Here is a 20182-nt window from a genome sequence, read left to right on the forward strand (position 1 = left end):
TTTAAGCCTTGCGTTGAACCACTTTGCCGAACAGTCCTTGCGGGCGCACCAGCAGGATCAGGAACAGCAGGCCGAAAGCCACCGCGTCGCGCATGGTGGAGCCGATATAGGCCACCGACAGCACCTCGGCGAATCCCAGGAACAGACCGCCCAGCATGGCGCCGCGTATGTCGCCCATGCCACCCAGGATGATGACCGCGATGCCCTTGTGCAGCATCGGCTGGCCCATCAGCGGGAACAGCGCGTTCGAGTACAGGCCGATCAGCACGCCGGCCACGCCACCCAGGGCGGCGGCGGCGAACGAGGTCGTGACGAACAGTTTTTCAACGTTGATGCCCAGCAGCCACGCAGCCTTGGGCGATTCGGCGATGGCGCGTAGCGCGCGGCCGAATTGCGTGCGGCGCATCACGTACATCAGCACGGCCATCAACGCGAACGACAGGAAGATGATGCCCAGTTCGATGACGGTCAGGTGCAAGCCCGCGACTTCGATCACTTCTTCGGGCACGGTGCCGTGCGGGAAGCGCAGGTTGCTGGCGCCGAAGATGCTCTGGGCGCCGTTATTCAGGATGATGCCTACACCAATGGTGGCGATCATGGGAATCAAGTGCGGCGCGTTGCGCTTGCGCAGCGGCTTGAGCACCAGGTAGTCGATGATGACCCCAGTGAAGCCAGCGACGAAGAAGGCGGCCATCAGCGCGCCCCACAGGGGCAGGCCGAATTGCTGAACCACGAACAGTGCCGCATAGGCGCCAACCATGAAGACGGCGCCGTGCGCCAGGTTGATCACCCCGAGCACGCCGAAGATCAGCGTGAAGCCCAGCGCGAACAGTGCATACACACAGCCCAGCGACAAGGCATTGACGAATTGTTGTTCGAACATGATGGGACTTTCCAGATCTATGAGGGCCCCATGCAGCGCCCACTGCATGGCCTGACGCCGCCCGCGAAGACGGCATTGCTTTTATGGGGACGGCCCTGCGATAAAAAGCGCCTTGCGGGCTGCCTGACGGCGGTCCGCAAGGCGCATCCCCCCGCGCGGGGATGCGTAGCGCTTACTTCTCGATGACGTACTTGCCGTCCTTGGTCACGCTGACGATCGGCGACTGGTCGGCATCGTAGCCAGCGGGCTTGCCGGCACGGTCCTTGGCTTGGCGGAACTTGAACGGGCCAGTGGCGCCGGTCCAGGTCACAGCGGGCAAGGCGTCGCGCAGGGCCGCGCGGTCCTTGGCCAGTTCACCAGTGATCTTGGTGTTCTTCAGCGCCTGGGCCACGATGTACAGGGCGTCATACGACTGCGCCGCGAACTGGTCGGGCGAACCGTTGAACTTGGCTTTGTAGGCGTCGATGAACTTGACGTTCTCGGGGGCCTTGTTCTCGATGGACCACGGGCTGCCGATCCACAGATTGTTCGATGCGCCGCCCGGGGCCAGGTCGAAAATCTTGACCGAGTTCATGCCGTTGCCGCCGATGACGGGCACGTTCAGGCCCAGTTGACGGGCCTGCACCATGATGGGCGCGCCTTCGGCCAGCAGTGCGGACAGCACGATGGCGTCGGGGTTGGTGCCCTTGATCTTGGTCAGTTGCGCCTTGAAGTCCACGTCGCCCTTGGCGAACGTTTCGGTCGTGGTGACCGGAATCTTCTGGTCTTCCAGGGCCTTCTTGAAGTTGTCGTAGCCGCTCTTGGTGAAGACGTCGTCGTTACCGTAAAGCACGGCCACGTTCTTCAGGCCGGTCTTTGCCTTGACGGTGGAAATGGTGGCCGGCAGCACGTCGGCTTCAGTGACCGAGTTGCGGAACACGTAGTTGCCGATGGACGTGATGCCGTCAGCGGTATTGGACGTGCCAAAGGCAACCGTCTTGGCTGCTTGGGCGACAGGGTCGGCGGCTTGGGCCGAGTTCGACAGCGTCGGGCCGAAGACCATCAGGACGTTGTCTTTGAAGATCAGTTTCTTGAAGACGTTGATGGCTTCTTCTTTCTTGCCTTGTTCGTCTTCAACCACCAGCACCAGCTTGTTGCCGTTGATGCCGCCCGCGGCGTTGATTTCGTCAGCGGCAAGCTGGAAACCGTTGCGAATCGACACGCCATACTGAGCGGCGCCGCCGGACAGGGCTTCCGCCACACCCAGCTTGATGTCAGCCGCGTGCGCAGCCGGGACGATACCGGCGGCGATCAGCGCGGCCAGCAGCTTCTTGGTCTTGGATTGCATGGTTGATACCACCTTAAAGTCTGTCTCGGAATATTGGTAATCCGGGCTGGTGTAATCCCACCGGATTGACGTCATATGCCGCCTAAAGGCGCCATGGTTGCGCGTCAAGACCCGGGATATTACTCCTTTGTATCAGGCCGAAACTCGAATGTGGTTCGAGAAAAGCCCGAAAACCGCCCATTTTTTTGTAAAAAATGCGGTATTACTAGCAAAAACCCTACTTTGCACTGAATGCCATTCGGCCATCGGCGCCCTCCTTGCTACCTGCCAGAAAGCGCCACGGCCACATACTGGCCATAGGCGTTTTCCGTCAAGCGGAACCACGGCATTTCGCTGTCGCGAAAGCCCATGTAACTGTCGTGTATTGCCTTGAACCGCGCGTCTTTGGCGCTCAAGTCCTGATAGACCTTCTGGGTGGCCTCAAAGGCCACGTCCAGGATAGAGCGCGGAAACGCGCGCACTTGCGTGCCGCTTGCCGACAATTGCGCCAGCGTGGCCGGGTTGCGCGCGTCGTAGCGCGCGGTCAGCGATCCATGCGCGGCCAGCGCCGCAGCCTGAACGACCGACTGATAGTGCTTGGGCAGCTTGTTCCACGCTTCGTCATTGATATAGAGCGACAACTGCTCGCCGGGGACGCACCATCCCGGCCCGTAGTAATACTTGGCTACTTTATTCAGCCCAAGTTTGGCGTCGTCATAGGCGCCTGCCCCGGCAATGCCCTGCAGGCCCTCTTTTTCGAAGGCTTCGGCCAGCGGCGCCTGGCTTGCCGGCTGCGGCGCCACTCCCAAGTGCGCCAGCACGTCGGCGGCCAGCCCAGCCATCTGCATCTTCAGGTCTTTCAGGTCGGCCTGGCGCTTGATTTCCTTGGCGTACCAGCCGTCCATCTGCGCGCCGGTATTACCCAGCGGGAAATTGATGATCTTTTCGGGCTTGAAGAGTTCGCGCGTCAGGCGCAGGCCGTCGCCCTCGCTCATCCAGGCATTCATCTGGCGCGCGTTCAGCCCGAAGGGAACGGCGGCGTCAAAACAGAATGCTGGGCTTTTTGCGTAAAAGGCGCGCGAGGAACCGTGACCGCATTCCACCTTGTTGGTGGAGACCGCTTCCAGCAGGTCTGCCGCCGGCACGATCTCGCCTTCGGGGAAATGGCGGATGTTGAATTTTCCGCCCGTGGATTCCGACACGAATTTGCAGAACTGCTCGCCCGCGCCAATGCGCAAGTCCAGCGCGGCGGGAAAGGCCGAAGCCAGACGCCAACTTAACGACGGCATGTCTTGCGCAAACGCAGGCGTGCTGACCGCGGCGCCCGTTGCGACGGCGCCCAGCCCTGCGTGCTTCAAGAATGAACGTCGTTGCATCGCGATGCTCCTGAACAGCAGCTTCTAGGGACTTCGAGCAATACCCGCCGGATATTACACGCTGAGCGCGGGTGGGTGAGTAGAGGAATTCCCGGGCTATGGGGGATGGTTTGGGTGGGAGGGTGGTGATGGGTTTGCGCGTTGCAGGCCTTCATTCTTTTGCCTGCGGTCTCGCGCTACACCCATCCTACGATCGTAGGATGGGTGTAGCGCGGCAAGCCTTGAACAAAAAACAAACCGCCGCCGCGCTAACCCATCATGGCCCCCGCGCGCTGATCAATCACGTACCCGCAATCGCCATTTGCTCGATCAAGATCGAACCCGTGGTCTTCGTGCCGCGCGAAATGGTATCGGCGCCCACCGCTACGATTTGCTGGAACATGTCGGCCAGATTGCCGGCAATGGTGATTTCCTGGACGGCGTGCTGGATCTTGCCGTTTTCCACCCAGTAGCCGAACGCGCCGCGCGAGTAGTCGCCCGTCACGTAGTTGACGCCCTGCCCGATCAGTTCGGTAACCAGAAAGCCCGTGCCCATCTTCTTGAGCATGGCTTCGAAATCGTCGCCACGCTTGGTCTGCGTGGAGCTGAACACCAGGTTGTGCGAGCCGCCCGCGTTACCGGTGGTGGTCATGCCCAGCTTGCGCGCCGTGTAGCTAGACAGGAAATAACCTTCCAGCACGCCCGCCGACACGACGTTGCGGCGGTGGGTGCGCACGCCTTCGTCGTCAAACGGCGAACTGCCCATGGCGCCCGGGATGTGCGGGTCTTCGGTCAGGTTGATGTGCTTGGGGAAGATGGGCTTGCCCAGCGCATCAAGCAGAAAGCTGGCCTTGCGGTAAAGCGCCCCGCCATTGACGGCTTGGGTCAGCGCACCCACCAGGCCCAGCGCCAGCGGGGCCTCGAACAACACCGGAAACTTGCCGGTGCGGATGCGGCGGGCCGACAGGCGCGACAAGGTGCGTTCGGCGGCATAACGGCCGATGGACTCGGGCGAGGCCAGCTTGGCGGGATCGCGTTCAGACGTGTACCAGTAGTCGCGCTGCATGCCGTTGCCACGGCCGGCGATGGGGGCCACCGACAGGCTGTGCCGCGAATAGGGGTAGCCGCCCAGGAAGCCGCGGCTGTTGCCCATCACGAACTGGCCTTCGTAGGTGCCGACGGTGGCGCCATCGGTGTTGGTGATGCGCGAATCGACGTCGCGCGCGGCGCGTTCGGCGCGCAACGCCAGCTCAGCGGCTTCTTCGGTGGAAACCGTCCAGGCGTGATGCAGGTCCAGGTTGGGAAATTCAGTAGCCAACTGATCAGCGTCGGGCAAGCCGGCGGCCGGATCGGCGGCGGTGTGGCGGGCGATGTGCCAGGCGGCTTCGACCGTCTGGCGCAGGGCGGCTTCGGAAAAGTCGGAGGTCGAGGCGGAGCCACGGCTCTGGCCGGCGTAGACCGTCAGGTCCAGCGAGCGGTCGCGCGTCTGCTCAACGGTCTCGATGTCGTTCTTGCGGACCGTGACCGACAGCCCCAGGCTTTCCGAGACTTCCGCCGCCGCGTCCGAGGCCCCGATCTGGCGCGCATAGGCAAGGGTTTGTTCGACGAGTTCGGAAAAACGCGCGTGATTCGCCGCCAGCGGCAGGGATGAGGAGGATTTAACCATTGCTGTCCAATTTGCAGAGACGGTTATCATAGCCAAGTCTGTCATTGCGCAGTTTTCCATGAATTCCCATACTGAAGAAGAATCCGTCGACGACGGTTACGACGAGAACGGCTACGACCGTCCCAGCAAGTCCCAGGTCAAGCGTGAAATGCACGCCCTGCTGGACCTGGGCAAGCAGCTGATCGAACTGTCCCCCGACCGCCTCAAGCAATTGCCGCTGGCCGAGCGCCTCTATGAGGCGATCCGCACAGCGCAGCGCACGACCGGGCGCGAAGGCCGACGCCGCCAAGTCCACTTTGTGGGCAAGCTGATGCGCGACGCGCCCGCTGACGAAATCCGCGCCCAGCTTGATGTCTGGGAAAACGGCTCGCGTGAAGAAACCGCCGCCATGCATCGCCTGGAAGGGCTGCGCGACCGTCTGCTGGACGACGACGACGCGCTGACCACGCTGCTGGCGAAAAACCCGCAAGCCGATGCGCAGCAATTGCGCACGCTGATCCGCGCCGCGCGCAAGGAAAAGCTGGGCAACGCCTCGCTGCTGCAAGGTCAGGAACCGCAAAAGAAGCACTATCGCGCCTTGTTCCAGGCCTTGAAGACCTTGACGCTCTGATTCCCCCTTCCTGAAATTTTTCCCGCGGCCGCCATGAACGCTCCCACTGACCTGCTCGATTGCATCGAGATCGAAACCGCCCCCAACCCCACGCACGCCGTCATCTGGCTGCATGGCTTGGGCGCCGATGGCAACGACTTCGCCCCCATCGTGCCGGAACTGGACTTGCCCGCGGGCCTGGGGGTGCGCTTTGTGTTCCCGAACGCGCCGGTCCAGCGCGTGACGATCAACAACGGCATGGCGATGCGTTCCTGGTACGACATCCTGGTCATGGATCTGGTGCGCGTGGAAGACGCCAAGGGCATCCGCGCGTCGGAAGCCGCCGTGCACAAGCTGATCGCCCGCGAAAATGCGCGCGGTATTCCGACGTCGAACATCGTGCTGGCGGGATTCTCGCAAGGCAGCGCCATGACCTTGCATACGGGGCTGCGGCTGCCGGAGAAACTGGCGGGGATGATGGCGCTGTCCGGGTATCTGCCGCTGGTGGACACGGCCGAGGCGGAACGCAATGCCGCCAATAACGCCACGCCTATCTTCATGGCCCATGGGCAGTACGACCCGGTCGTGTCGCTGGCGCGCGCCGAGGCGTCGTTGGCGGAGTTGAAGCGTTTGGGTTACGACGTGCGCTGGCACACGTATCCAATGCCGCATTCGGTCTGCGCCGAGGAAGTGCGGGACATTTCGGCGTTCTTGAATGACGTGTTGAGGTGATGCTGGGGCCGACTGTCGCGGGGGCTGTGATGGGTTCCGCGCGGTTGGCACTGGTGATTTGCTGCCTGTGATTTCGCGCTTCACCCATCCTACGGGGCTCGACTGCCGTCGGGCTGTGATGGGTTCCGCGCGCTTGGCGGTCGTGATCTGCTGCCTGTGATTTCGCGCTTTACCCATCCTACGGGGCTCGACCGTCGTTCGTAGGATGGGTGTGGCGCGCCCAGATCGCCGCGCGAGCGCCATCCGTCTGCGCGCAAACCCATCAACCCATCCCAACCTTATTCTGTATACCAACTGGTATCCAAGCCCTAAATTCTCCTGGGCTGAACGGCGCTCGTCCATAGAGAAAAACGCCAATCCCAAAATGCTTGTCGCCCTCTTGTATTGAATATAGTATTCGATCCATGCCTTATCGGCCCGGGCAGCAGGTGTTCGGGCTTCCCTGTTGTTGTTGTCGATTCCACCCCATTGGCCGTGCCGCGCCGGGTTTCGGCGTGCCACAAAGACGCAGGAGAAAGTCCCGTGAAATTCTTGCCATTGCCCCGTCTGGCGGGCGCGGCGTTGCTTGCGCTGATCGCCCCGCTGTTTGCCCCCTCGGCCGCTCAGGCCCAAGCCTTGAATCCCCCCGTGAAGGTTCGCTACGAAGAGGTCGTGCGATCCATCCTGTACGTGCCGAAGTACGTGGCCCTGTCGCAGGGTTACTTCAAGGACGCTGGGCTGGACGTGTCGATGAAAACATCGCAGGGCACCGACAAGGGCATGACGGCGCTCTTGTCCGGCAGCGCCGACATCGTGCTGATCGGGCCCGAGGCGTCCATCTACGTGCAGAACAGCGAATCGCCGGTCAAGCCGAAGATCTTCGCGGGCTTGACCGCTACCGACGGCTTCTTCCTGCTGGCGCGCAAGCCGATCGAAAAGTTTGACTGGTCCATGCTCAAGGGCAAGGAAGTCATCGGCTTTCGGCCCGGGTCGAACCCCATCGTGTTCCTGGAAACCGCGCTGCGCAAACATGGCGTAGACCCGAAGAAAGACGTGAAGCTGCTGAACAACATCGGCATTCCGGCCCGTGCCGGCGCATGGATGGCAGGCCAAGGTGAATACGGCATCTTCCTGGAACCCGAGGCCGGTGAACTGGTCCGCAACGGCAAGGGCTACATCGTGGCCTCGGTGGGCCATGAGGTCGGCCAGGTGGACTACACCGTCTTTACCGCCACCGACAAATACATACGCGACAACCCCAAGGTCATCCAGGCCTGGACCAATGTGGTCGCGCGCGCCGAGAAATACGTGAAGGACACACCGGCCGCCACGTTGGCGCCGCAGATCATGACGTACTTCCCGGGCATGGACCAGGGCGCGGTGACCGAAGCCATCGAGCGCTACAAGCAATATCAGATCTGGAAGACGACGCCGCTGGTCACGGCCGAAGCCATGAACCGGCTGCAAGACATGCTGATCGCCAGCGCCGTGATGAAGGACACCGCCCGCGTGAAATACGAAGACGTGGTGGTGGCTGACTTTGCCAACAAGGTGCAGTAATGGGAGCCGCCGTCCACAACCTGAAGCCCGCCACCGCCACGGCGAAGATCGAACTGCGCGACGTGTGCCTGTCGTACTTCACGGCCGAAGGCGAAACCGAGGCGCTATCGAACGTGTCGTTCTCGCTGGCGCCGGGCGAATTCGTCAGCCTGATCGGCCAAAGCGGCTGCGGCAAGAGCACGCTGCTGTCGCTGATTGCCGGGCTGATCCCGCCGACATCTGGCGCGGTGATGATCGACGGCCAAGGCGTGACCAAGCCAAACCCGCGCATTGGCTACATGCTGCAGCAAGACTACCTGTTTGAATGGCGCACGATTCTGGACAACGTGATGCTGGGCGCAGAGATCCAGGGCCGGCGCGATGCGCGCAGCGAGGCGCGTGCCGTGCATCTGCTGGAAAAATGCGGGCTGGGTGCGTTCCTGTCGCACACACCACGGCAGTTGTCGGGCGGCATGCGTCAGCGCGCCGCGCTGGCGCGCACGCTGGTGACCGAGCCCGACGTGATCCTGCTGGACGAACCGTTTTCAGCGCTGGACTCGCAGACGCGCCTGGCCATCTCGGATGAAGTCGTGGACATCCTGCGGCGCGAAGGCAAGACCGTGGTGCTGGTCACACACGATATCGGCGAAGCCATCGCCATGACCGACCGCGTCATCGTGTTGTCGCGCCGGCCCGGCCGGCTGAAAAGCCAGTACCGCATTCACTATGGCGACGGCGCGCGGCCCACGCCCTTCCAGGCGCGATCGCGGCCCGAGTTCAACGTTTACTTCAAACAGCTATGGGACGAGTTGGACGTCCATGTGGAGGGTTGACCCATGAATGCTCCCATCGCCAATACCGTACCGCTGCGCGCCGTGCCCGCGCCCAGCGCCAAATACCTGGACTACCTGCGGCGCGACCGCGCCAAGAAGCGCAACATCCGCCTGACCCAGACCCTGCTGATGGTGGTTTTCCTGTGCGCGTGGGAAATCCTGCCGCGCATGCACATCCTGAACCCGCTGTTGACCAGTTACCCCAGCGCGCTGTGGCCCACCTTTCTTGACCTGTGGACCAACGGCCAACTGGCCAAACACATCATGACCACGCTGTCGGCCACGCTGGTCGGCTTTACCTTGAGCATGGCGATCGGCATCGTGGTGGCCGCGGCGTTGTGGTGGTCCGACTTTCTGTACAAGGTGTTGGACCCCTTTCTGGTGGTGGCCAACGCCATGCCCAAGATCGCCTTCGTGCCGATCTTCTACCTGTGGTTGGGGTCTGACTACGCCGTGTATGGCATGGCCGTCGCCATCGCCGTATTCGTCACCATCATGGTGGTGTACGCGGGCTTTCGCGGCATCGACCTGAACAAGGTGAAGCTTGCCCACACCTTCGGCGCCAGCCGCTGGCAGGTGCTGACCAAGGTGGTGCTGCCCGGCAGCGTGCCCACCCTGATCGCCGCCGTGAAAATGAACATCGGCCTGGCGCTGGTGGGCGTGATCGTGGGCGAATTCCAGTCGGCGGATTCCGGCCTGGGCTTTCTCATCATGAACGGCAGCCAGGTATTCAAGCTGAACATCGTCATGACCGCCATCACCATGCTGGCGCTGATTTCCAGCGTGATGTACATGATCATCTACCGCATCGAAGCCGCCGTGGCGCGGCGCTACGGATAAGGAACCGTCATGGAATTTCCGCAATGGGTACAAGACCGCGTCGTGGCCCGCCAAGGTTGCCTGCATCCGTATGACGAACTGCCCGCCGGCCGTACCGCGGTGGTCGTGATCGACATGCAGCAGTATTTCACCCTGCCCGGCTATCAGGGCGAATGCGCGCCGGCCCGCGAGATCATCACACCCGTCAACCGCCTGTGCGACGCGGTGCGCGCGGCGGGCGGCACGGTGGTATGGGTGCAGACGGCGTCCGACAATGCCGACGCTTTCTGGTCGCACCATCACGGCGTGATGCTGACGCCCGAGCGCAGCAAGCGGCGGCTGGAAACGCTGCGCCGCGATTCGCCGGGCTTTCAACTGCACCCCGATCTGCGCGCGGCCGATACCGACCTGCGCGTGGTCAAGCGCTTTTACAGCGCCATGGCGCCCGGCTCGTCTGAACTGGAACCGCTGTTGCGCGGCTTGGGCGTGGACACGCTGCTGATCGCCGGCACCGTCACCAACGTGTGCTGTGAGTCCACCGCGCGCGACGCCATGATGCGCGACTTTCGCACCATCATGGTGGACGACGCGCTGGCGGCGGTGACGCCGGCCGAGCACGAGCATTCGCTGCAGGGCTGGATGCTGTTCTTTGGCGACGTGCTGTCGGTGGACGAGGTGACGGCGCGGTTGGCGCCCGCCCAGGCCATGCGCAAGACCGCCTGACGGCGAGCGCCGGCCCGTCACGGGGCCGGCCGCGCGCCTTGGCCGTCATAGCCTCAGGCCAGGTCCAGCCACACGCGACGCATCGTCGGGTCTTCCGGATCCGCGTCGTTGGTGAAGCCCAGGCTGGTCATCAGCGCCAGCATGGGCCGGTTGGTCGACAGCACCAGACCGTCGATGTATTCCAGCCCCTGCTCGCGCGCGGCGTCGATCAGCGCCGCCATCAACTGACGGCCCAGGCCACGCCGCTGCCAGTCGTCGCCGATCACCAGCGCGTACTCCGCGCCACGCCCATCCGGGTTGCGCAGGTAGTGGGCAAAGCCCACGATCACCTCGCGCGGATGCCCGCGGTTGGCCGGGTTGGGCACCTGCGTGGCCGCCACCAGCGCCAGTTCGCGGTGATAGTCCACCTGCGTGTAGCGCGACACCATGCGCGGCGTCAGTTCGCGCATCATCGACACAAAGCGCATGTAGCGCGAACGCTCTGACAGCCCACGAATGAATTCCTGCAGCGCGCCCCCGTCCTCCGGACGAATCGGGCGCAGCACCCAGGGAATGCCGTCGTTGAAACGGCGCACATGCACCAGCCGCGTCGGGTACGGGTGGATCGCCATGTGCGGATAGCCCGAGGTCTGCGGCGTTTCGCAGCCGGGCGTCTCGGTCAGCGTCATGCGCAGCCCGCCCGCGCGCAGATGCGTTTCACCAGCGTAGAGCGGGTCGATATCCAGCGATTCAATGTCGGGCAGTTCAGACACCAGTTCAGACACCAGCACCACCGCCTGCTGCAGGGCTTCCGCCGCCATGTGGCCGACGCGCGGCGCCAGCACGCGGCGCCACAGCCGGCTGCGTTCAATAAGCTGGCGGGCAAGAAAGCCATTGAGCGGCGGCAGGTCCATGCCGCGGTCCGACACGGACAGCACCGCGTCTGGCCCGCCTGCGCCAAAGCGGATGACCGGGCCGAATTGCGGATCGCGCTGCACCCGGATCGCCATGGGGCGGGACTCGGGTTCGGCAGAGGCGACGTCCACCGGCATATCGCTTAGCGGCACATAGAACAGGCCCAGCAGCGTGCGGATTTCGGACGTGTTCAGTTCGCGCCGGCAATCTGCCCGCACGCGCGCGATGAGTTCGCGCGCGGCGGTCAGGTCCGGCACATGGCTGGGAGGTTCCTGCGGTTGTGTCTGCAGCAGCAGTTGCTGGTTGTAGTGGTGGGACGCCAGCACGCCGAAGGCATCGGCGGCGGATTCCGGGGTACGGAAGGCGGGCGTGCCCGCGTCGTCCAGCATGCGCCGCAGCGGTCGCATGCCGGCGTCGCCCATGAAGCAACTGACGACCGGCTTCTTGGCCGTGGGTGCAATCTGCGCAAGCTCGCGGGCAACAGCCGGCATATCGGCCAGCGCGTCGGGCGCCAGCAGCACCAGCACGCCGTCCACGCCAATGTCGTCCAGCACCGTTTCCAAAATGGCGCGTATACGCTCGGGCGTCAGCGGCGTGTAGGTGATGACCGGGTTCTGACAGGCCGCGTCCGGCTCCAGCATGGACTCCAGCGCGCGGCGGGTGGTGGGCGCAAGGTCGGCACGCAGCACGGCCGCGTCGGGGCCGATCAGGTCCATCGCCAATTGCGGAGGCCCATTGCCGTTGGAGATCAGCGCCACGCGCCGGCCCTTGGGGCGGCGCGTGTAGCCCAACACCTTCACGGCCGAAAACAGTTGCACAAAGTAGCGCACGCGCACGGCGCCCGCGCGGCGCAAGGCCGCATCGAAAATGGCGTCGGCACCGTCGGCGTCGGACCGGCCGGCCTTGAGCACGATGACCGGCTTCACGCTGGCCGCGGCGCGCAGCGCGCTCATGAATTCGCGCGCCGGACCCACGTCTTCCAGGTACAGCACGATGCTGTCGGTGCGGGGGTCGCTGGCCAGGTAGTCCAGCACCTTGGACAACCCCACCACCGCTTCGTCGCCCAGCGACACGGCGGTGGAAAAGCCGATATGCACGTCTTCGGCCCAGTCCATGACTGCCGCCATGATGGAGCGCGACTGCGCCACCAGCGCCACGCGCCCGGCGCGCGCCAGCACCGGGTGCTGGCTAAAATTCAGGCCGGCGTGCGGCCGCTGCGCGCCGAAGGAACGCGGGCCCAGCAGTTCGCAACGGTTTTCTTCCGCCCAGGCCCGGCACAAGGCCCACGTGCCGCGCGGATACGGGTCCGGTAATTGATGCGGCAGCAAAATCACCGAGCGGGGCGCCAGCGCGGACAGTCGGCGCAGCGTCTCTGGCAGCACGGCCGGTGACACGCAAACCAGGGCCAGATCGGGCCGCGCCCCCGCCGCCAGGCCTTCCAGCGCCACGGGCAGTTCGGGCGCCGCGCCCGGTTCGCAATCCACCACCGTGGTTTTCGCCTTGAGCGCGGGCGACAGCGAACCCGCCGCCGGCAAGGGCCGGTCGGCAACGATCACCAGCGAACTGGGTTCGAACATCGGGGCAAGCGCGTGTCGCAGCATAGGGAGGTGCGCCCTAATCTAAAATACCGTTCATCGTAACAAGACCAGCCCGCCGTCCGCTTGATGTGGACCGTGTCCGACGCCGCTTTGTGGCGCCGCAGCCGCTATCATTGCCCCCTATGACTTCCAACGCCACCTCCCCCATCCGTACCCGCTTCGCGCCTTCGCCCACGGGCTTTTTGCACTTGGGCGGCGCGCGCACCGCGCTGTTCTCCTGGGCGTTCGCACGCCATCACCAAGGCACGTTCGTGCTGCGCATTGAAGACACTGACGTCGAGCGCTCCACGCCGGAAGCCGTGCAGGCCATTCTGGACAGCATGGAATGGCTGGGCATGCAGCCCGACGAAGGCCCTTTCTATCAGATGCAGCGCATGGACCGCTACCGCGAGGTGGTGGCGCAGATGCTGGCCGCCGGCACCGCCTACCATTGCTACAGCTCGCCCGAGGAAGTGGAAGCCATGCGCGAAGCCGCCCGCGCGCGCGGCGACAAGCCGCGCTATGACGGCACCTGGCGCCCGGAACCGGGCAAGACGCTGCCCGCCGTTCCCGAAGGCCGCAAGCCGGTGGTGCGCTTCAAGAATCCCCAGGAAGGCGCCACGTCCTGGAACGACATGGTCAAGGGCACGATCAGCTTCGACAACACCGAGCTGGACGACCTGATCATCGCGCGCCCCGACGGCACCCCCACCTACAACTTCTGCGTCGTGGTCGACGACTGGGACATGGGCATCACCCACGTGCTGCGCGGCGATGACCACGTCAACAACACGCCGCGCCAGATCAACATCCTGCGCGCGCTGGGCGCGACGCTGCCCGAATATGGCCATGTGCCGATGATTCTGGGCCCGGATGGCGAAAAGCTGTCCAAGCGCCACGGCGCGGTCAATGTCATGGAGTACGACAACGAGGGCTATCTGCCCGAGGCCATGATCAACTACCTGGCCCGCCTGGGCTGGAGCCACGGCGACGACGAGCTTTTCTCGCGCGAACAATTGGTGTCGTGGTTCGACACCAAGCATTTGTCGAAGTCCGCATCGCAATGGGATCCGAAGAAGCTGAACTGGGTCAACGCCCACTACATCAAGCAGATGGACAACGCGGAACTGGCCGAGCGCGTGGCTCCGCGCGTGGCGAACCGTGGCGGCCATCCGGAAAAGATCGATCTTCCGGGCGTGATGGGTTTGCTGAAGGACCGTGCCGAAACGCTGGAGCAACTGGCCGACGGCGCCATGCTGTTCTGCGCGCCGTTCACGCCCGCCGCGCCGGAACTGGTCGAGCAACACCTGACGCCTGCCGCGCGCGAGGCGCTGGCTGACTTCGCGCTGCGGGCCAAGGATATCGACTGGACTCGTGAAGCGTTGTCGGCGCTGATCAAGGCGGTGCTGGCTGATCGTGGCTTGAAGATGCCGCAACTGGCAATTCCGCTGCGCGTGGCGGTGACCGGTCAGACGCAGACGCCGGCGGTGGATGCAGTGCTGGCGTTGTTGGGCAAGGAAACGGTGCTGGGACGGTTGGGGGGTATTTAGGGTTTTGGGGCCCTTGGTGGTGCTGGTCTGTTTGGGGCCCCAAGGGTTACGTCCGGTCTTCAGTGGTGTTCTTTTTGGCGCCGCATGGGTTGCGTGGGATCTGCGGCGGTGTTCTATGTAGCGCCGCATGGGTTGCACGCGATCGGCACTAGTGTTCTTTTTGGCACGGGCGCGCGCTTCACCCATCCTACGGGGTTGAGGGTTTGGGGCGGGCTTTCAGGGCGCGGGCGAAGAAGGCGCCTAGTAGGGGGAGCAGGATGGCGGAGCCGCCGAAGAGGGCCGCGGCGCCTATCTCGTCTACGACCGCGCCCGCGAGCGCCACGCCGGCCGCCTGGCCCATGAAAAGGCAGGATGCGAACCAGGCCACGGCGGTGCCGCGCGCTGACGGCACCATCTGCGTGGCGTTGGTTTGCAGCGTGGCGTGCAGCAGGTAATACCCAAAGCCGGCCAACACACTGGCAAGCAGGCTCCACATCCAGACCGGCCCAAGCAGGTACGACAGGAAGGCCACACCCAACACCAGGCCGCCCGCCACCGCCAGGCCACGTTCGCCCAGGCGCTTGAGGATGCGACCGGCCACCACCGTGTAGATCAGCCCGCCCACCGCGTAGACCGCCACCAAGGCGCCCGCGGCAGTCAGCGAAATATCGAAGCGCTCGTGCAGGTAGGACGGCGCAAACGCCAAGGCGCCGAAGACCAGCAGGCCTTCGATGAACACCGTTGCCAACACAATGCGCGCCCAGGGGGTGCCCAACACCAGCCGCGCCTGCCCGACAAAGCCCTGCCGGACGGCGTTGGGGTCCACCTGCGCAAAGCCCGCCGCACGTTGGCGGCGCACTTCCAGATGCAGCAGAACACCAACGACCAGATAACCGACCACCAGCGCGGCGAACGCCCAGCGCCAGCCCACGGTATCGGCGAACAGACCGCCCGCCAATTGGCCGGCTGACATGCCAAGAATGGTGCCGGTCAGAAAGCGCGCCAACGTTGCCTGCCGACGCTCATAAGGCACGTTGTCGCCAATCCAGGCCATCGACAGCGGGACGATGCCCGCCCCTGCCGCGCCTGACACGGCGCGGCACAAGACCAGCATATCCAACGAAGGGGCCAGCACCGCGCCGGCGCTGCCCAGGGCACAGGCCACCGTCGCCACGCTGACGACGCGGTACTTGCCGTAGCGGTCGCCCACCGGGCCGAAGAACATCTGCAACACGCCATACGCCACGGCGAATGCCGTCACCACGCGCGCGGCCTGCCCGGTAGAGGTGCCGAATTCCGCGGCCAGTTGCGGCAGCATGGGATCACAGATACGAAAGGCGCTGGCGCTGACGAAAGCAGCCAGGGCAAGCAACGCGATCGCGCGCGCTTCAGAAGACATGGCGGGCATGGGAAACCGGCGGCAAGGCAAAAGTCGAAGCCCGCACCTTACCGCAGCCAGCCCATCTTGGCTTGGCGGACATAGGCAGTGTCCGCCCCGCGCAACGGTCAAACGGTCAGTAAGGCAGGCGGTAGCCCTGCGGCATGCGGCGCGCGGTAACCAACTGGCCGCCGCTCTTGAGCTCGCGCAGCGTGAGCTTGGCGCGCTCGACCTTTTCGACGCGATAGCGGCTCACGTAGATGGGGTCTTTGGCATCCACGGGTTCGCCGGCGGATTTGGTCGTCTGCATCGTGTAGACGTTGTCGGCCACGGTCCAGCAGCCTGTCTCACGCAAGGCCGGACGCGCCTTGCGGCCGATCTTGAGCAACGACTCATAGGCCATCGTGCCATCGGCGGACAAGACGATCAGCGATTGCAGTTCCCCGCTGACGTCGCGCGGCCGTGTGTTCGACAGCCAGGTCCCGATCATGGGATCACCCGTTTTGGCGGGCACACATGCCACCGGCTTGGGCGGCGCCTCGGGCTGGCCTTCCGTGATGGCGGCGGGCTTTCTGGCCGCGCAACCGGCCAGGACAAGAACGGCGCAGACGATGCTGGCCGAACGCAAATACACACTGCTCATGACTTCCTCAACACGTCTGTCGACGCGGCGCACCGATCAGACCGGCACGTCCTTCGCGCAGCAAACATGACGCACTCTAATGAGCCGCCAGGGAAGAATCAACGACGATCCGCGCCGTGTGCAATTGCGCAACAGTGCATGCCGGAATGCGCCGGTTTTAGGTCTGGAAAGCGCACGAATGCGTTGGTTTCAAGCGACACCGCGCCGGCTTGCAGCGGCTTTGGCGCGCAGCATTTCTTCCATGCGCGCCGCCGCCGGCGACAAACTGCGGCCGGCCAGTTTGGTGATGCCCAGTTCGCGTTCGATGCACGGGCGCGTCAGCGGCACGAACGCCAGCCCGGGCGAATCCGGTGGCACGCCCAGCCGCGCCAGCACGGTCACGCCCACGCCGCGTTCAAGCATGGCCAACAGCGACATCATGTTCGACACGAACACCTGGCGGTCCAACATGAAAGCCGCTTGGGGGTAGTCGGCCAATTGGCGGTGCGCCACGGTGCCCACTAGCGGCAGGTCGGCGATCGCGCGCCAGGTCACCGATTTGCGCGTGGCCAGCGGATGGGCACGGTGGCAGACCAGGCCGAAAGCGTCCCGCAGCAGCGGTTCGAAGGTCAGCCGACGATCCCCCAGCACCGGGCTGCACACCCCCAGTTCGACCTCGCCCGCCAGCACCATGCGTTCCACGCCTTCGGAGTTGTCATCGAACAGCCGTAACGCTACGGCCGGAAAGCGTTCGCGATACGCAGCCACCAGTTCCGGCAGCCAATGCGTGGCCACGGTTGCGACGGAGGCCATCGTCAAGGTGCCCGCGCCATTATTTGCCAGCCCCGACAGCGTGCCGGCAACGCGGTCGTGATGTTCGACCAGTTCACGCGCCAGCGGCAGGCAGTCCTGCCCAAATCGGGTGAGGGTATTGCGATTACCGAGTTCGAACAGCGGCTGCCCCAGGCGCTGTTCCATTTCACGGATGGACAGCGACAGGGCCGGCTGCGAGCGGAATGCCCGGGCGGCCGCGGCGCGGAAACTGCGCAGTTCGGCCACCAACAGAAAGTGCCGGTAATGCGTGATGGAAAGATCAGGTGCAGCGGGCATGGAGGGGCGTCTTCAACTGATTTGTGAAACTTATCAAAGCATAGGAAAAATAAAGTTTTCTGATGATAGGGCGACACTTAAGATGACCGCAAGGCGAACACCGGATGTCGCCCCGTTCGCATAACGAGACATACGACTACATGCCCGCCCCCCGCGCCCAAGCAGCGCCCCCACCGCGCGATCCGCTGGACTTCAGCCTGGTCGACCGACTGCCCAGCCGCCCGGCGGGCCGTGGCCGACTGGTGATCGGCGCACCCTCAATTGGCCACCCACCCGGCCTGCTGTTCGTGCCCGGTGCCTACCACGGGGCCTGGTGTTATGCGCACTATCTGGAGTTTTTTGCCGCCGCCGGTCTGGGCTGCGCAGCGCTGGACGTGCGCGGCCATGGCGCGCTGGCCCAGGACGCGGCATTTGCCCGCGTCGCTATTGCGGACTTGGGGCAGGATGTCGTCAGCGCATTGGATGCGCTGACGGGGCCCACCGTTGTCGTCGGCCACAGCATGGGCGCGTTGCCGGCCTTATGGGCAGCGCGGGCGCGGCCCGTGGCTGGTGTCGTGCTGCTGGCGCCCTCGCCTCCTGGCGATCTGCCCGGCGCGCAGGCCCTGCCACCCGTACCCGAAGATGCCGCGCGGCCGCCCCCCGCCGAGACCGAGATTCGCGCCCGTTTCCTCGCCACCACGCCCGACCGCGACGTTAGCGCCGTATCGCAACGCCTGAGCGCGGAAAGCCCACAGGTGCTGAACGACCGCTATCTGCTGCGCGTCGCGATCGGCGACGCGCCCATCGCCGCGCCGGGTCTATGCCTGGAAGCCGGCCTGGACACGCACGACCGCCACCCGCCCGGCCAGGACGCGGCCATCGCGCGCCGCTACGGATTTACGCACGCGGTGCTTGCCGGGCAGCCGCATTGCATGATGTACGCAGACCAATGGCAAGTCAGCGCATCCGCCATCCTGCGCTGGTATCGCGAGCACATCGGATGAATGCTCGGCCCCACGGACAACTTCACTCACACCGATAACGACAACAACGCGGCGCACCGCGCCAGACCGCCATCAGGAGACACGCATGATCCTTACCCGCACCCTACTTCCCGCGCTGCTCGGCGCGGGCCTGTTGCTGACCGCCCCTGCGCGCGCGGCCGGCTGGCCTGAAAAATCCGTCACGATCATCGTGCCCTCCGCCGCTGGCGGCGCGGCCGACCTGACGGCACGCACGTTCGCGCAATACCTGGGCGAAAAGACCGGGCAAACGGTCGTTGTGGAAGACCGCCCTGGCGCTGGCGGCATCGTCGGCACCAACGCGGCCAAGAATGCCGCGCCCAATGGCTACACGTTCCTACTGTCGACAAATTCGACGCACGCCGCCAATCAATTCCTGTACAAGACCCTGCCCTACGACGCACAGAAGGATTTTCGCCAGGTTGGCATGCTGGGCACATTCGGCACAGTGGGCGTGGTGTCGCCGGACAGCCCCTACCGCAGCGTGCCGGAACTGGTGGCCTACGCCAACAAGCACCCGGGCGAGGTCTTTTTCGGCTACTACAGTTCATCGTCGCAGGTGCCGTCCGAGCTTTTCAAGCAACGCGCAGGCATCAACGTCAGCGGAGCGGCCTACAAGAACATCACCCAGATCATCACGGACCTGCGCGGCAAGCAGATCGGTTTCGCCTTCGTGGACTACCTGACCGCCATGGGACAGATCGACGGCAAGGGGCTCGTGCCCATCGCCGTCACGGGCGCGCAGGCGCATCCGGCCTGGCCCAGCGTGCCGACCATGGCCAGCTACTACCCTGACTTCGTCGTGGCGGGCTGGCTGGGCCTGTCGGCGCCAGCCGGCACGCCGCCCGATATCGTGGACAAGATGAATGCGTACTTGCAGGCCGCGGTCAAGGACGAGGTAACGGCCGGCAAGCTGCGCGCGCTGGGTCTGACCCCGGAATCGATGGACGTGGCGCGCTTTGACGCCTTCGTGCATGAAGACACCGCGCGCTGGAAGGAATGGATCCGCATCTCAGGGATCCAGCCTCAATAAAGAGAGACGCGCGCGGCGCTTTCCCTGACGCTCTCTATATATAGAGAGCGTCTTATATCGATTACAGCGGCAGCCGCTGTTCGTGCTTGATCTCGCGCAGCGCCACGATGGTGCGCGTCTGGCGGATGCCCGGCATGTTGAACAGGAAGCGGTGCAGGAAACGGTCGTACGCTTCCGGGCTTTCCACCAGGATCTTCAACAAGAAGTCGGAATCGCCGGTCACCGCATAGCATTCCAGGATCTCGGGCGCGTCGCGCACCGAACGCTCAAAATGCTCGACCGTATTCGAGGAATGCCGCTCCAGGCTGATCTGCGCGAACATGCAGCCCAGCCCCACCTTGCTGCGGTCCACCTGGGCGCTATAACCCTGGATGACCCCGCTGGCTTCCATCGCCTTTACCCGCCGCCACACCGGCGCGGCCGATAGCCCCACCTTATCGGACAACTGCTGCGCCGAAGCCCGGCCGTCCTCCTGCAAGGCCTTGAGGATGCCGATATCGGTCTTGTCCATCGCTTTGTCTCCTGGTTTTTGTCGAACACGAAATGTTCATTGCGTATTATAGGGATAGCACGATCCAAAAACGCAATAAATCGGATGCTCCACGAACCTATCA

General features: G+C 64.3%; 18 protein-coding genes. 9 read left to right on the forward strand and 9 right to left on the reverse strand.

Features of this window, described 5'->3' with window-relative positions; translation table 11 throughout:
• Position 1: 1 nt before the first annotated feature.
• The 4 genes from WBR68_RS17180 to pmbA all read right to left on the reverse strand — a co-directional run bounded on the left by WBR68_RS17180 (position 2) and on the right by pmbA (position 5210).
• A complete protein-coding gene (locus WBR68_RS17180; protein ID WP_050447129.1) occupies positions 2-883 on the reverse strand; it encodes a branched-chain amino acid ABC transporter permease in 882 nt (293 codons plus the stop codon).
• 172 nt (positions 884-1055) lie between these two features.
• A complete protein-coding gene (locus WBR68_RS17185) occupies positions 1056-2210 on the reverse strand; it encodes an ABC transporter substrate-binding protein (RefSeq protein WP_050447128.1) in 1155 nt (384 codons plus the stop codon).
• A 260-nt stretch (positions 2211-2470) separates the two neighbouring features.
• Positions 2471-3565: a TRAP transporter substrate-binding protein gene (locus tag WBR68_RS17190; RefSeq protein WP_230694823.1), complete on the reverse strand. Its 1095-nt coding sequence runs from the start codon at positions 3563-3565 to the stop codon at positions 2471-2473.
• Positions 3566-3845: 280 nt separating this feature from the next.
• Positions 3846-5210: a metalloprotease PmbA gene (gene pmbA / locus WBR68_RS17195; protein WP_230694824.1), complete on the reverse strand. Its 1365-nt coding sequence runs from the start codon at positions 5208-5210 to the stop codon at positions 3846-3848.
• 58 nt (positions 5211-5268) lie between these two features.
• On the opposite strand from pmbA, the gene yjgA reads away from it, so the two are divergent.
• The 6 genes from yjgA (at position 5269) to WBR68_RS17225 (ending at position 10424) form a co-directional block, all read left to right on the forward strand.
• Entirely contained in the window at positions 5269-5820 is a 552-nt protein-coding gene (gene yjgA / locus WBR68_RS17200) for a ribosome biogenesis factor YjgA (protein WP_050447125.1), read from the forward strand.
• Positions 5821-5853: 33 nt separating this feature from the next.
• Complete coding sequence (locus tag WBR68_RS17205; RefSeq protein ID WP_050447124.1) at positions 5854-6531, forward strand: alpha/beta hydrolase; 678 nt, start codon at positions 5854-5856, stop codon at positions 6529-6531.
• 522 nt (positions 6532-7053) lie between these two features.
• A complete protein-coding gene (locus WBR68_RS17210; RefSeq protein ID WP_050447123.1) occupies positions 7054-8070 on the forward strand; it encodes an ABC transporter substrate-binding protein in 1017 nt (338 codons plus the stop codon).
• Entirely contained in the window at positions 8070-8882 is an 813-nt protein-coding gene (locus WBR68_RS17215; RefSeq protein WP_050447122.1) for an ABC transporter ATP-binding protein, read from the forward strand. The genes WBR68_RS17210 and WBR68_RS17215 overlap by 1 nt, the downstream gene beginning before the upstream one ends.
• Positions 8883-8885: 3 nt before the next feature.
• Entirely contained in the window at positions 8886-9722 is an 837-nt protein-coding gene (locus WBR68_RS17220) for an ABC transporter permease (protein WP_230694825.1), read from the forward strand.
• A 9-nt stretch (positions 9723-9731) separates the two neighbouring features.
• Positions 9732-10424, forward strand: a complete 693-nt coding sequence (locus tag WBR68_RS17225; RefSeq protein WP_230694826.1) for a cysteine hydrolase family protein — start codon at positions 9732-9734, stop codon at positions 10422-10424.
• A 53-nt stretch (positions 10425-10477) separates the two neighbouring features.
• On the opposite strand, the gene WBR68_RS17230 is transcribed toward WBR68_RS17225, so the two are convergent.
• The gene (locus WBR68_RS17230) at positions 10478-12919 is read right to left on the reverse strand and encodes a bifunctional acetate--CoA ligase family protein/GNAT family N-acetyltransferase (protein WP_050447118.1); all 2442 of its coding nucleotides are present in this window, start codon (positions 12917-12919) and stop codon (positions 10478-10480) included.
• 119 nt (positions 12920-13038) lie between these two features.
• Between WBR68_RS17230 and gltX the strand changes: the two genes are divergently transcribed.
• Positions 13039-14445, forward strand: a complete 1407-nt coding sequence (gene gltX / locus WBR68_RS17235) for a glutamate--tRNA ligase (RefSeq protein WP_050447116.1) — start codon at positions 13039-13041, stop codon at positions 14443-14445.
• 187 nt (positions 14446-14632) lie between these two features.
• Here the strand turns inward: gltX and WBR68_RS17240 are convergent, their stop codons facing one another.
• From WBR68_RS17240 to WBR68_RS17250, 3 genes are all read right to left on the reverse strand, one after another.
• Entirely contained in the window at positions 14633-15832 is a 1200-nt protein-coding gene (locus WBR68_RS17240) for an MFS transporter (protein WP_050447114.1), read from the reverse strand.
• 106 nt (positions 15833-15938) lie between these two features.
• Complete coding sequence (locus WBR68_RS17245) at positions 15939-16445, reverse strand: hypothetical protein (RefSeq protein WP_050447113.1); 507 nt, start codon at positions 16443-16445, stop codon at positions 15939-15941.
• A 189-nt stretch (positions 16446-16634) separates the two neighbouring features.
• Positions 16635-17534, reverse strand: coding sequence for a LysR family transcriptional regulator (locus WBR68_RS17250; RefSeq protein WP_050447112.1), 900 nt, complete (start codon positions 17532-17534; stop codon positions 16635-16637).
• A gap of 140 nt (positions 17535-17674) precedes the next feature.
• On the opposite strand from WBR68_RS17250, the gene WBR68_RS17255 reads away from it, so the two are divergent.
• Both WBR68_RS17255 and WBR68_RS17260 read left to right on the forward strand, forming a co-directional pair.
• On the forward strand, positions 17675-18517 hold the full coding sequence (locus WBR68_RS17255) for an alpha/beta hydrolase (protein ID WP_230694827.1): 843 nt from the start codon (positions 17675-17677) through the stop codon (positions 18515-18517).
• An 85-nt stretch (positions 18518-18602) separates the two neighbouring features.
• Entirely contained in the window at positions 18603-19568 is a 966-nt protein-coding gene (locus WBR68_RS17260; RefSeq protein ID WP_230694828.1) for a Bug family tripartite tricarboxylate transporter substrate binding protein, read from the forward strand.
• A gap of 61 nt (positions 19569-19629) precedes the next feature.
• On the opposite strand, the gene WBR68_RS17265 is transcribed toward WBR68_RS17260, so the two are convergent.
• Complete coding sequence (locus tag WBR68_RS17265; RefSeq protein WP_046806515.1) at positions 19630-20079, reverse strand: Lrp/AsnC family transcriptional regulator; 450 nt, start codon at positions 20077-20079, stop codon at positions 19630-19632.
• Positions 20080-20182 lie beyond the last annotated feature (103 nt).

The organism is Achromobacter sp. JD-1, assembly GCF_038594925.1.
GTDB classification, from domain to species: domain Bacteria; phylum Pseudomonadota; class Gammaproteobacteria; order Burkholderiales; family Burkholderiaceae_B; genus Achromobacter; species Achromobacter spanius_C.